The organism is Paenibacillus sp. MAH-35 (assembly GCF_058135425.1).
Genome location: NZ_JBYUPU010000002.1, coordinates 100,276 through 113,279, shown reverse-complemented (window position 1 = coordinate 113,279; position 13,004 = coordinate 100,276). Strand labels below are relative to the sequence as shown.

The window sequence follows — 13,004 nt, the reverse complement described above, 5'->3', positions numbered from 1 at the left end:
GCAAGCGAATGACTAGAGTAAGCAAATGGAAGGCAGCTGTAGGCGCGGGGGCGATGTTGCTTGCTGCCGCTTGCGGCAGTTCCTCCGAAAACGCCGGAGGCGCAGACAAAGCGGGGAACGATGCACCGTCTCCGATTGAACTCGTATTTTATCATACGGGCGGCGATTGGAACGAGGAAGGCTATTTTATGAAGCACTACGGCGACATAATCCGGAGCAAATTTCCCCACGTTACGCCGAAGTTTCTGCCCACAACCAGCGGTAAGCTGGATCAGTTGGTAGCAGGCAAACAGCCGCTCGATATTATCGTTAGTTCAATCGGCAGCTCCTTCACGAGCGTGTTCGCGAACGGTCTTCATACCGACCTGGGCCCATTTATCGCCAAAGCGAAATTTGATTTGAACCGGTTTGAGCCCGGGAGCATTACGATGGCGAAGCAAATGGGAGGCGGATCCTTATACGGCTTGCCTTTATACACCGCTGTCGCACCCATCTATTATAACAAGGATATATTCAATAGATTTGGCGTAGCGTATCCGAAAGATAAAGGAACTTGGGACGATTTGTACGACATTGCCAAACGACTGACACGCGAAGAGGGCGGCGTGCAATATTATGGTTTGACCGTTTCGCCAAATCATTATATGCTGCGCAATCAGCTGTCGCTCAAACTGATTGACCCGGAAAACCTTCAGGTTACAGTTCACTCGGAGCAATCGAAACAATTGGTAGAGAATCTAGCCCGGTTTTATCAGCTACCGGGGTACAATCCCACCAAATCGAAGCTATCCGTCTCCGGTCAACGGGCGTTGTTCACCAAGGATAAAACGGCCGCGATGTGGCTTCCGGTCAGTACGATGCATACGGAACAGGAATTACAGGGCATTAATTGGGACTTGGCAGCGTATCCGGAATGGGGCGGTTCGCCCGGTATCGGACCGCAGACGTACCCTTACTATATGTATATATCGCAGACCGCCAAAAATAAGGATGCGGCCTTTGATGTTCTGCAGTACTTGCTGTCAGACGAATTTCAGATGGAAAAATCTCGAAAAGCTTTATTTATGTCGCCGCTAACCAATCCGGATATTCGTCAGTCTTTCGGCAAGGACGCTCCGATGTACAACGGTAAAAATGTAAAGGCGATGCTGCCGGACAAACTGGCGGCGCCAGCTCCCATGAGCCAGTATTATTCAACGGCTGCCGGAAGTCTGGGTGTGAGCATGATGGAGAAGCTGCTGCTCGACAAGAAAGATTTGAATACTGCCTTGCGCGAGGCTCAGGAAGACGTAACAAAAGCCATTGAGACAGACAAGGCGAAATAAGAAAGGAAGAAGTCGTTCATGTGGAGTAAAATACTGAAAATAGGCATTATCGGGCAAGGACGGAGCGGACGAGGCATTCACGGCAAATTGCTGCTCAGATTAGCTGAAAGGTACAAAATCGCAGCCATCGCCGACGGCATCGAAGAGCGTCGCACCCGCGCAGAGCAGGAATACGGCTGCAGGGCGTATGCCACATATGAGGAAATGATTACAAACGAAGAGCTCGATCTGGTCGTTAATGCGTCGCCTAGCGATCTGCATTTCCCGATATCACTCGATTTGCTCAACAAAGGGTTCAACGTTTTGTGCGAAAAGCCGCTGGCAAAATCACCGGAGGAAGTTGACCGGCTGATTGAAGCGTCCAGGAAGTCGGGGAAGGTATTGGCTGTCTTTCAGCAATCCCGTTATATGCCGGCGTTTGTGAAAATTCGCGAGGTGATCGAGTCCGGGGTGTTAGGCCGAATCGTGCAGGTCGATTTTACGAGCAACGGATTTGCACGCCGTTGGGATTGGCAAACGCTGCAAGCGAACAACGGCGGGAACCTGCTCAATACAGGCCCGCATCCGGTTGATCAGGCGCTGCAGCTTTTTGGAACGGACGTAATGCCCGACATTACATGTGTAATGGACAGGGCAAATACATTCGGAGACGCGGAGGACTATGTCAAAATCATAATGCGTGGTCCAGGCAGGCCCACGATTGATCTGGAGATATCGTCCTGCTCCGTCTATGCGAGACCGCAATTCACAGTACAAGGTACGAATGGCGGACTGACCGGCAATATCAAGAGTTTGCAATGGAAACATTTCAAGCCCGAGGAAGCGCCGCATCAGGAGCTGGTCCGTACGCCTCTGTTTAATGAGAACGGCGAACCGGCTTACTGCAGCGAGAAGTTGAATTGGTATGAGGAAAGCTGGGAATATGAGCAAACAGGCGGGTTCGCCATGTCCGGGAGCAACACGAAATCCGTTTATGAAATGCTGTATCGCACCATTACCACCGGCGCGCCGCTTGAAATCACACCGGAACAAGTACGCCAACAAATGGCAGTCATGGCGGAATGCCGCCGCCAAAATCCACATATTTACCCGAACGGCTAAGCCGTTTGAACATAAGTTGCGGACAGCCCCTAAAAACAGGATGTCTTGTAGGAGAAGGAGCCGCCGTCGTGATTACAGACAACAATAAACTGATTACGGGGAAAAGCATCATATTGCGTCTGGAAGTCAACACGAACCAGATTCGATTCAGTGATATAGTATCGGCAATCGCCGATGAAGGCGGAGATCTAGTAGCCATCGATGTCATTCAAGCCAAACAAGAGCATTCCATTCGCGACTTGACAGTCACTGTGGCAGATACATGGTCTGTGTCCAGTATTACCGAGAAAATAAAAAAGCTGCAAGGGGTCGTTGTCGTTAACGTTTCCGACCGAACTTTTCTGCTGCATTTGGGTGGAAAAATTGAAACCAAGCTGAAAATCCCGATCCAAAACAGGGAAGACTTGTCCCGGGTCTATACACCGGACGTAGCCCGCGTATGCGAAGCGATCAGAGAAGATCCGCGCAAGGCTTATTCGCTGACGATCAAGCGCAACACGGTCGCCGTCATCTCAGACGGTACTGCGGTGCTGGGACTAGGTAATATCGGGCCTTACGCGGCCATGCCGGTTATGGAAGGCAAAGCGATGCTGTTCAAGCAGTTTGCCGATGTGGACGCTTTTCCGATATGCCTCGATACACAGGACACGGAAGAAATTATACGCACAATAAAAACGGTCGCGCCTGCCTTTGGAGGAATCAATCTTGAGGATATCGCCTCCCCCCGCTGTTTCGAAATCGAAGAGAGGCTCAAGCGGGAGCTGGACATCCCCGTATTTCATGACGACCAGCACGGCACGGCCGTTGTGGTGTATGCGGGCCTGATTAGTGCTCTCAAGCTGGTCGGCAAACCGATCCATTCTATCAAAGTTGTCGTCTGCGGTATTGGGGCAGCAGGAATCGCCTGCAGCAAAATACTGCTCTCGGCAGGCGTCAAAGAACTGATCGGGGTAGACCGCGACGGCGCACTGCTGGCGTGCCGGAATTATGACAATCCGATGTGGAACTGGTACGCAAGGCATACGAACCCCAATCATCAGGAAGGCCCGCTGCGGGATGTGCTTGTAGGCGCTGACGTATTTATTGGAGTGTCTGCGGAAGGCATACTCAAACGCGAAGATGTTCGAAACATGGCGTCCGATCCAATTGTGTTTGCCATGGCTAACCCGAATCCAGAAATTAATCCGGAGGAGATTGAAGATATTGCCGCCGTCATAGCAACAGGCCGATCGGATTACCCGAACCAGATCAACAACGTTCTCTGCTTCCCGGGTATCTTTCGCGGAGTCCTTGACTGCAGGGCGTCGGATATCAATGAGGAGATGAAAAAAGCTGCGGCGGAAGCAATCGCATCCGTGATACCTGATGACGAGCGCAACAAGCAGTATATTATTCCCAGCGTATTCAACCAGAAAGTGTCTGGACTGATCCGCGATCGTGTCGTAGAGGCGGCGATTCGCACCGGTGTCGCGCGCCGCATCCCGCGGGAATATCGCCAATCGTTGCAATAGTTGCTAGTAGCTTCATTAAAAGCCGCATCGTGCGGCTTTTTACTTCCGGAACGCGATAGCGACAGGAAGAAGCGGTGTCCGCTCCCGGCAGCCGCTTCTTCCTGTTCGATTGCAGATCAAGTAGATCGTAAGCGGTCCTTCCGGATACGGTACAGCGATGTCTTGACCGAGAAATAGATGTCGCCAGGCGAAGTAGCCGCCGCCGCGCGAATAGGGCCCGGCAACGAAGTTACGACTGAAAACGCGCCCGATTCCATATCGATCTCAAACAGCGATTCTCCGCAAAACGCGCCTACCTTCATGTCCGCCACTTCAGTATCCACGAGCACCGGGCTCCGGTTGCAATCGTATGTACAAAGGTTCGGTCACGTGTATTATAAATGCGGACCTGATTGCCGACACCGAGCGCGACGAGTCCGTCCACGGCCGCTATTCCGAAGCCTACCGGCTCCTCCGGACGTATTTGGCCGACCATCCATTCCAGATGCCGCCGTCCGGACCTAACACGCTTCTTCCTTCCGACCGAGCGCAGCGTTTTGGCATTGAGATTTTATCATCCGTCTTCGAGGCGGGCGCATCGACGATTACATAATCTTGGCCGCGGAATCCGGCCAGCTTTCCGTTTTTCAGCGGTATTACGGGCGTTTTTTGGTCGTTCGGCAAAACGACCGATTTCGAGCTGAGCCGTTCGGCCAGTCCGCCGCTTTCAAGCGGCTCCAGCGTTTTCGGATCATAGAAGGCAAGTTCTCCGTTATCTTCCGTACAAGGGAGGGTCCTCCTTTGGCTGCACACACATTGTAAACACTTGTATAAGATAGGTATACGGATCCAGTTTAAGCTCTATGCGCCATGGCGTTAATCGGGATTATGGATGCCGGGATCGGATATAGCCAAAGTACCTATAAATGATTTGCCAAACCTCAGCGGCTCCCTTATGATAGATTAATCAAATAAATTTATAAACTAAATTGATTATATAAAATCATCGAAAACCGATTGAGGGATGAATGAGATGAATCAAGCGCGGAATGTACGGGAATGGGTCGTCAAGCAGGAGGAGACTTACCGGGTGGCGCCGGGCGTTTATCATACGAGCCGCGAGCTGAGAGGACGGGACCTGCAGCTGTCCGTGCAAATGACGGAGGCGGACGTGTCCGATCCTTATCTGCGTGTGGAGACATATTCGTCAGGAGGCGGGGTCACCGGTCTCGAAACGGTCGGGGAGATGCTGCGTCAGCTGGAAGCCGGGGGCAAACGGATTGTCGCCGGATACAACGGGGATTTTTTCAGCTATGCGGGCGTTCCGTCCGGGCTGCAGATAACGAACGGAGAGGTGGTTACGTCGCCGCAGACGACGAAAGTGCTGATGGCTGTCAAGAGGGACGGCACGGCTAGTCTTCATGAAGCGGTCCCGATGAAGATGACAGTAGCCGGGGAGGACGGGGAGGCCGTACGCGTAGACATGCTGAACCGGGCTTGGGGTTCTTCCAACCGGGAACAGGCGGTGCTGTATAATTTCCGGTACGGCAAATCGACCCGAACGTCCGGCGATCAAGTGGAAGCGGTTATTGCCGTCGAAGAAGGAAATGCCGCGATTTTGCCGGGCAGGACGATATCCGGTACGGTCGTACAGGTTGCGGCAGCGCCCGATACGGCGATCGGGGAAGGGCAACTGGTGCTCTCGGCCGCCGGAGTGAAGGCGGAGTGGGTGGGCAGACACCTTGTTCCGGGTATGAGGGTGCGGCTCGATGTGTCGTTCGGTTCGGACATCGACGGAGCGATCCAGGTCGTATCGGGAAGCTCGACGCTGGGCTGCGTTCTACTGAGGGACGGCGAAGTGCCTTCCGGGCTGCTCGACCCGGCGATCCGTCATAACAGCGACCGCCACCCCCGGACGATGATTGCGGTGAAGCGGGGGAAGCTGTATCTGATCTCGGCGGACGGGCGGCAGGCCGGACATTCCGACGGGATTACGCTGGCGGAGAGCGGCTATTATATGCAATCGCTCGGCATGGAGCAGGCCATTAATGTGGACGGCGGCGGCTCGACCACTTGTTATGTGCGCAGGCCCGGTGAGGAGCGTGCCGCTTTGTGCAACCGGCCGTCCGACGGATTCGAAAGAGCGGTAGGCAATGCGGTCGCCATCGCAAGCACGGCTCCGGCCGGTGAACTGAAGGAGCTCGTGCTGCTGCCGGGGCGGCAAGTGCGCGTTTTGGCGGGCGGCACGATTTCGTTCGCCGTTAAAGGCCGGGACGCTTACGGCAATGCGGTTGCAATCCGGCAGGAGCAGCTGCTATGGAAGCTGGGCGGGGAGATCGGCCGTCTGGGCGAGGCGGGGGTGTTCACGGCGGGATACGCGGACACTAGCGGCTGGGTCTCGGTCAGCTGCGGGGATATCGGGCAGAGGACCGACATTTCCGTGTTACGCGCGGTCTCCCGGCTGCAGCTGGAACCGTCTCCGCTTGTGGTAGAGCCGGGCGGCGTCCGGCCGTTACGGGCGTATGCTTACGACGTGATGGACGAGCGGATCTGGCTCTCGCCGGAGCAGCTCGTCTGGACGGTGGATGGCGGAGCCGGTTACGTGACGGCGGAAGGGATCTTTCACGCAGCAGGGCAGCTCGGGCAAGGAGTCGTCTCGGCCGCATATAAGGAAGCCAAGGTCGAGGCCGCGATCCGGGTCGGGCTTCTGCCTGATATAATCGCCGATTTTGAACAGTTGGACGGTATAACCGCAGGCGGGGTGAACGCCGTTGAAGGTTCGGTTTCGCTCGTTCGCGCCGCTCGTCCCCAGCCGGTGCGGTACGGCACTTTTTCCGGGAAGCTGACCTATGATTTCACGGACTGCAAGGGTGTATCGGAAGCGGTCATCCGGTGGACCGGTGAAGACAGTGAAGACGGCGGTGACGGGGATGGCGGCGTTGGCAGAGAAGGACGCCGTATCGGCGGCGCTCCCTGGCGGTTCGGCGTCTGGGTGTGCGGGGACGCGAAGGGGCATATGCTGCGGCTTAACATGACCGATGCCGAGGGGCGCCTATATCGCCTGAACATGACCGGAGACGAAGGAGTGTACTGGAAAGGGTGGAAGTACGTGCATGCCGGCGTTCCCGGGACGGTCGTATTTCCCGTGAGGGTACGCTCGTTGTCCTTCGTCCAGGCGGAAGCCGCGCGGAAGACGGCGGGCACGATTTACCTGGATCATTTTAGAGCGGAGTATATGGACTTGAACGAAGACGTGGAAGGCCCGCTTATCGAACCGCTGTCTCCCGCTCCGGAGGAGACGTGTCTGGAACGCAGGCCGGCAATCTGCGCGGCGGTCGCGGACGAAGGAAGCGGCGTTCATCCGTCGACGATCCGGATGTGGCTGGACGGCATGGTTGTGGATCACCGGTACGATCCCCTGGCGGGGCGTGTCCGGTTCGTACCGGACACGGACTTGGCCGAGGGCGAGCACCGGGTCGTCGTCGAAGCGGCCGACAATAACGGGACCGCAGCCGTGCCGCCCGTCTCCTGGACGTTTAGGATCGGGCGGGACGCGTAGCGGGGCGTTTCGCGCTAGCGAACAGGCAGGGGCGTTTAGGCGGGTTGACTGAGCCGGGAGATCGGAGTGACTGGACGGAGCAGTTGCGCCTGGCGCCCGGCAAGTTGGTCTCGGATTTCCACGAAGGGTGCGGCCGTTAAAGCGACAGTTTGGGACGTTACTGTTTCAGACTGCCGCTTGTTTCGTTGGAGCAGGAAGAAGTTATGAGCGGGTTCGCACCGCTCAGCTCAGTGCTAAGCGCCTAGCGCAAGGTGTTTTGCTGCTTGACGGCGGCCGGTTGCTCGAACGCAGACTTTCGCCAACAGATAAGAGTCTCTGGGAGCTCTTAATTTGGCGAAAAGGCCTTCCCTGCACGAAATAGGAGCGATTGGGACTCTTAATTCTTTGGTTATTGCTTCCGGGCGCCGTTACTGCAGCAAATAAGGGTCCCTGGAAGCTTTTATTTCGGCGAAACCGCTAATTTTTTGGAGAATAAGAGTCTCTACTGAGGCTGTCGATTCATTGAGTAGAAGTGTTAGCAGTCCGTTCCAAGTGAAAAGTTACCTTCTTCTGCTCAAACAGGTTGTCCGGAATCCCTTGATTTCATAAGGATTGTAAGGTAGGGGATTCCAGACAAAACTCGCCAGAAGGTAATCTTTTCCCTTTCCACTCCCTCCACCTCCCCTTTCCCCCCTGTGCCCAGACTCCCGGCGAACGGCGATCTCCCGCCGCCCCTGGGCGTTAGAGCAATCTCATGAATATATTTGTGCAAATGAATATGGATTGCGCGTTTGTGTTTGAATGCGTGCAGAGGGTGCAACTCCCTGCGCCATATGGCCATTTGTCGTAGGGACTACTAATGCCAAGCGATAGTTATGAAGTTTATGTAATTGTATTGACTACACGCTATGGCAAATATATACTGTAAACGAGTGTATATGAACATTTATAGTAGGAAATCGAGTTAATTCGTGCACAAAAAGAGGGGGGTTCTCATGTTGCCTGCAGAAAGGAAATTGCGCATCGTAGAGTTTGTGAAGGAGAAGCGGGTAGGAACCGTTGCCGAGCTGGCCAAGGAATTCCAGGTGCACGAGGCGACGATTCGCCGCGATCTGGCGGAGATTGAGCAGGAAGGGTTGCTGCGCCGAACGCACGGCGGGGTAGTCGTAGACCGGGGAGCCAATATCGAGCCTTCGTTTTCGGAGCGGGCGGGCGATCAGCTCGAGCAGAAGAAGCGGATTGGCAAGAAGGCGGCTGAGCTGGTCGAGGACGGGGATCATATCATTTTGGATTCGGGGACGACAACGCTTCATATCGCCCAAAACTTGATCAACCGGTCCAATCTGACAGTTGTGACCAACGATATGAACGTGGCTGCCGAGCTGCGCGACGCTTCCGGCGTAACCGTCATCGTGACCGGGGGGCAGCTGTACCGCTCCAGCTATATGCTGAACGGCATGTTCACCGATCATGTTCTCGGTTCGCTGCACGTCCAGAAAGCGTTTATCGGGACGCCGGCGATCCATCCGAAGTTCGGGTTGACCCATCCGGAGGCGCAGCTGATTCCGGCCAAGCAAGGAATGATCCGGGCGGCGCAGGCGATTATTGTCGTAGCGGACGATACGAAGATCGGCAAAGTATCGCTGCATAACGTAGCGCCGCTCCATGCCATCCACACGTTCGTGACGGGAGCCGAAGCTTCCGATCTGCAGTTGAAGCCTTTCCGGGAGTCCGGCGTAGACGTCATCACGGTATAACGGTATAACGATACGGTACGCGACCCGCTTTCCCGGCCCTTCTCTTGGCGGGCGGAGAAACGCTCGAACGATTTTGGCAATTAGGAGTAAACGTTCATATCGCTCAAAACTGGAAGAGGGGGCTGTGCATGAAAGAGCAGACAACAACAACCATCGTTCCATCCCGAGCTTATCGTCTGCTTCAACCGAAACTGATCCGTGAAGTCGTTCTAGAGCACACCGTTCCTGACGGTTATGTCGTCGTCGAACCTACGCTTGCGAGTATCTGCCATGCGGATTTGCGCTATTACACCGGGCAAAGAAGGCCGGAAGCGCTCGCTCGGAAGCTGCCGATGTCGCTCCTTCATGAAGGAATCGGCAAAGTGGTAGTCAGCAGGGATGCAGGATGCAAGGAAGGGCAGAACGTAGTCATCGTTCCGAATATGCCGGGGTATATGCTGGACGGAACGAAGCGTGAGGATTGCTGCCCGGCATGCCGGGGAGCCGCGGGAGACAATTATTGCTACCGGGGACGTTTTCTCGGAAGCGGCATAGACGGAATCGCCCAGCGGCGAATCGTCGTTCCGGCCGGCTGCGCCATTCCGGTGCCGGAAGAAGTACCGGATGAGATCGCGGTGCTCACGGAGCTATGTTCCGTGTCGTATCAAGCGATCACCCGCGTCAAGGAACGCTGGGGGAATATGAGCGCGGCAGTATTCGGCGACGGGCCGGTAGGGTATTTGACGGCGGCGATGCTGCATCATGCGGCCGGACTCGGCCAGGATCGGCTGCTCGCGTTTGGCGCGATCGAAGAAAAGCTGGAGCAGTTCCAGTTTGCCAGAAGAGAGCTCGTTCAGCAATTCGATTTCGGCGCAGCCGAGCCGGTTGATGTGGCGGTCGAGTGTACGGGAGGACGTTTCAGCGAAAGCGCGGTGAACCAGGCGATCGACCTGCTGAGGCCGGGAGGCGTATTGATCCTCATGGGCGTGACGGAGGAACGGGTGCCGATCAACACGAGGGACATTTTGGAGAAGGGCATAACGGTCATCGGGAGCAGCCGCAGCATGAGCAGGGACTTTCAGGCGGTTATGGAGCTGATGAGACGCCCGTCGTGCCAGGATACGCTGAGAAGATTGCTGCCGGAGCGGACGAAGCCGGTCCGCAAGGTGGAAGATTATATCGAAGCGATGGAAGAAGCGGCGGCCCATCGCGATTGGAAAAAAACAGTGCTGGAATTCCACTGGTGACCAGACCGTGAAATTCAACAGCACCGCACTAAGAAAACAAACATAACCATAACCAGTATAAGGCAAATCCGCACGGATTGCCAATGAAACGAAGAAAACGGAGTGATCGGACGATGACGGAGACGAATCAAGTATACTGGCAAGCGCACCGGGGCGGCGGAGCTTACGAAGCGCCCGACAATACGATGGGAGCGAACCGTTACGCGTGGTCGCTTGGGGGGATTCCGGAAGCGGATATCCGAACGACCAAGGACGGGGTTATCGTATGCCTGCATGACGCCACCCCTGCCCGGACGACGACGGCGCCTGCGGACGTGAGTCATCTCCCGATCTCCGAGTTTACTTTCGAGGAAATCAGCGCTTGGGATGCCGGCGTCAAGTTCGACGAGAAATTTCGCGGGGAGACCATTCCCGCTCTCCGCGAAATGTTCGAGGAGATGAAAGGCAGGCCGGAACGCCTCGTTTATTTGGATCTCAAGCAAGTCGATTTGGAGCAACTCGGTAAACTGATCGACGAATACGGCATTAATAAACAGGTGATTTTCACTCATAATATTCAGGAAAATTGCAAAGCGATGAAACGCATCGCATCCGGTGTGCGGACGATGCTGTGGATCGGCGGCGGCCCCGAGCGGATTATGGAGACGTACCGTCAGGCGCGCGATTCCGGATTCGACGGATTGGATCAGATCCAGTTCCACATCAAAGCCGGCGGAGACGAAGGATGGCCGTTCCAGCTGGAGGAAACGTTTTTGCGGGAGGCATTGTCCGAAACGAAGGCGGCAGGAGTAGACTTGGAAGCGCTACCATTTACATTCGACGACAAATCGATGGATTTGCTGCTGAACTTGGGAATCCGCTGGTACGCGACGGACGAGCCGGCACGTTTTCTGGAATGCGTTCAAAGCTGGCAAAGCCGGCAAACCGAGTAAGCATGAAAGGTGAGAGGGGAACCAACGAATGAGTTATAGGAAGTCTTTATAACTTAGGGATCGCCGCGATGCTTCTAGTTTTAACCGCTTGCGGACAAAATGGCGGAGGTTCGGCAAACTCGGCCGGAGAAAATCCGAAAAAGCCTGATGAGCCGCCGCAGCCCGTAAAATTAACCCTCGTCAACAACGGGGCCGGCATTACCCCGGATAATCTGGAAGAATTCGTTTTAAAACCGGTTCGCGCCAAATATCCGCATATCACCGTCGAGCTGCTGACGGGCCGGTCGCTGGATCAGCTGATAACGGCCGGCGATACGCCCGACTTGGTGGCGACAAGCAACTATTACATGCACGATATGATTGACCGAGGACTTGCCAGCGACCTGAACGAGTTCGTCAATAAGGAAAAGACCGATCTGACCAAGTTCGAGCCGGAGGCGATCAACGTCCTGAAGTCGTTCGGAGACAAGGGCGAGCTGTACGGAATGCCGTTCGCGATGAACTACGGAATTCTTGCGTACAACAAAGACCTGTTCGACAAGTTCGGCGTGCCGTATCCGAAAGACGGGATGACCTGGAGCGAGACGATCGAGCTGGCTAAGAAAATGACTCGCAAGGACGGCGATACGCAAATTATCGGCCTCGACTTCACGTCGGCAACCGCGCTTACCCGCGCCTACTCGCTGCCGACGGTCGATGCGAAGATGGAGAAGCCGATTCTGGACTCGGAAGAATACAAGAAAGTGTTTTCGGTCATTCGGCAAATCTATGACATTCCCGGCCAGTTCGATCCGAAAACGAATTATGCCAAAGACAACATCGACTTTTTCCTGAAGGACCAGAAGGTAGCCATGCAAGGGTATTGGCTCGCGGCGCTCGCCTCGCGTGTAAAGCCGCTCAAAGACTCGGGCAAAGATTTCAACTGGGATCTGGTCTCGTTCCCGTCCTTTGACGACCGTAAAGGCGTCGGCCGCGAAGTCGACTTCCACCTGATGACCATCACCCCGGCCAGCAAAAACAAGGCGGCGGCGTACCAGGTCATTCAGGCGATGATTACCGACGAAGCGCAGAAGGAAATGAACAAGGGCAGCCGGATGACCGCCTTTAAGGACGAGGAGCTTCGCAAGCAGTTTGCCAGCAGCATGGATATTTTCAAAAACAAAAACCTGGCCGGCATATTCAAAGTGAAGCCTGCCGTGCCGCCAATGGGCACGAAATATGACGCCAAAAACTATACATACGTCAACGATGCGATGAAAGCGGTGCTGGGCGGTACGGATATCAATACGGCGCTACGGGAGGCCAACGAGAAGGCAGTCAAGGCGATGGAGGAAGAGAAGCAGAAGGCCAAATAAAGCTAAAGCGTCAAACAAGGCACGGAAGCGGCGAGCGGACAAGCCCCCCGGTTACGGCACGCAGCAGTACCCCAGCATGAGCAGCCCGGGGGCTCCCATTGCCGTATGCTCAACCGACAGGAGGAATGGGTAACGTGAGCGGCTAGGAGCGACAATCTGTAGTGCGCCGTGATCGCCCAAGTCAGACTAACGGTGGGGCTCAAGGCACCATAGCTCATCCGACCTTCCTCTCCCAGCCATGGTAGCAGTATTGCCGGATTCTTTGACGCATTTTCATCAT

Annotated in this window: 10 protein-coding genes; 8 read left to right on the top strand and 2 right to left on the bottom strand. The window is 55.3% G+C overall.

Annotation, left to right across the window (positions count from 1 at the left end):
• Positions 1-8 precede the first annotated feature (8 nt).
• The 3 genes from AC3Y2E_RS02250 to AC3Y2E_RS02240 all read left to right on the top strand — a co-directional run bounded on the left by AC3Y2E_RS02250 (position 9) and on the right by AC3Y2E_RS02240 (position 3,937).
• Complete coding sequence (locus tag AC3Y2E_RS02250) at positions 9-1,325, top strand: ABC transporter substrate-binding protein (RefSeq protein ID WP_379206688.1); 1,317 nt, start codon at positions 9-11, stop codon at positions 1,323-1,325.
• Positions 1,326-1,343: 18 nt separating this feature from the next.
• Positions 1,344-2,426, top strand: a complete 1,083-nt coding sequence (locus AC3Y2E_RS02245; protein WP_379206686.1) for a Gfo/Idh/MocA family protein — start codon at positions 1,344-1,346, stop codon at positions 2,424-2,426.
• Between the two features lie 68 nt (positions 2,427-2,494).
• Positions 2,495-3,937: an NAD-dependent malic enzyme gene (locus tag AC3Y2E_RS02240; protein WP_379206683.1), complete on the top strand. Its 1,443-nt coding sequence runs from the start codon at positions 2,495-2,497 to the stop codon at positions 3,935-3,937.
• A 116-nt stretch (positions 3,938-4,053) separates the two neighbouring features.
• Here the strand turns inward: AC3Y2E_RS02240 and AC3Y2E_RS02235 are convergent, their stop codons facing one another.
• Entirely contained in the window at positions 4,054-4,260 is a 207-nt protein-coding gene (locus AC3Y2E_RS02235) for a hypothetical protein (protein ID WP_379206681.1), read from the bottom strand.
• Between the two features lie 118 nt (positions 4,261-4,378).
• Positions 4,379-4,729 (bottom strand): hypothetical protein, encoded by a 351-nt coding sequence (locus tag AC3Y2E_RS02230; RefSeq protein WP_379206679.1) that lies wholly within the window; start codon positions 4,727-4,729, stop codon positions 4,379-4,381.
• A gap of 220 nt (positions 4,730-4,949) precedes the next feature.
• Between AC3Y2E_RS02230 and AC3Y2E_RS02225 the strand changes: the two genes are divergently transcribed.
• The 5 genes from AC3Y2E_RS02225 to AC3Y2E_RS02205 all read left to right on the top strand — a co-directional run bounded on the left by AC3Y2E_RS02225 (position 4,950) and on the right by AC3Y2E_RS02205 (position 12,724).
• Entirely contained in the window at positions 4,950-7,475 is a 2,526-nt protein-coding gene (locus tag AC3Y2E_RS02225) for a phosphodiester glycosidase family protein (RefSeq protein ID WP_379206677.1), read from the top strand.
• Positions 7,476-8,449: 974 nt separating this feature from the next.
• Positions 8,450-9,211 (top strand): DeoR/GlpR family DNA-binding transcription regulator, encoded by a 762-nt coding sequence (locus AC3Y2E_RS02220; RefSeq protein WP_190932526.1) that lies wholly within the window; start codon positions 8,450-8,452, stop codon positions 9,209-9,211.
• Positions 9,212-9,339: 128 nt separating this feature from the next.
• Positions 9,340-10,437, top strand: a complete 1,098-nt coding sequence (locus AC3Y2E_RS02215) for a zinc-binding dehydrogenase (RefSeq protein ID WP_379206674.1) — start codon at positions 9,340-9,342, stop codon at positions 10,435-10,437.
• Between the two features lie 113 nt (positions 10,438-10,550).
• Positions 10,551-11,369, top strand: coding sequence for a glycerophosphodiester phosphodiesterase (locus AC3Y2E_RS02210; protein ID WP_379206671.1), 819 nt, complete (start codon positions 10,551-10,553; stop codon positions 11,367-11,369).
• A gap of 68 nt (positions 11,370-11,437) precedes the next feature.
• A complete protein-coding gene (locus tag AC3Y2E_RS02205; RefSeq protein WP_379206669.1) occupies positions 11,438-12,724 on the top strand; it encodes an ABC transporter substrate-binding protein in 1,287 nt (428 codons plus the stop codon).
• The last annotated feature ends 280 nt before the right edge of the window (positions 12,725-13,004 follow it).

Bases quoted from the DNA above. Each gene is read 5' to 3' on its own strand.
- AC3Y2E_RS02215 (WP_379206674.1), top strand. From the start codon at position 9,340: ATGAAAGAGCAGACAACAACAACCATCGTTCCATCCCGAGCTTATCGT.
- AC3Y2E_RS02220 (WP_190932526.1), top strand. From the start codon at position 8,450: ATGTTGCCTGCAGAAAGGAAATTGCGCATCGTAGAGTTTGTGAAGGAG.
- AC3Y2E_RS02210 (WP_379206671.1), top strand. From the start codon at position 10,551: ATGACGGAGACGAATCAAGTATACTGGCAAGCGCACCGGGGCGGCGGA.
- AC3Y2E_RS02225 (WP_379206677.1), top strand. From the start codon at position 4,950: ATGAATCAAGCGCGGAATGTACGGGAATGGGTCGTCAAGCAGGAGGAG.
- AC3Y2E_RS02245 (WP_379206686.1), top strand. From the start codon at position 1,344: ATGTGGAGTAAAATACTGAAAATAGGCATTATCGGGCAAGGACGGAGC.
- AC3Y2E_RS02205 (WP_379206669.1), top strand. From the start codon at position 11,438: ATGCTTCTAGTTTTAACCGCTTGCGGACAAAATGGCGGAGGTTCGGCA.
- AC3Y2E_RS02250 (WP_379206688.1), top strand. From the start codon at position 9: ATGACTAGAGTAAGCAAATGGAAGGCAGCTGTAGGCGCGGGGGCGATG.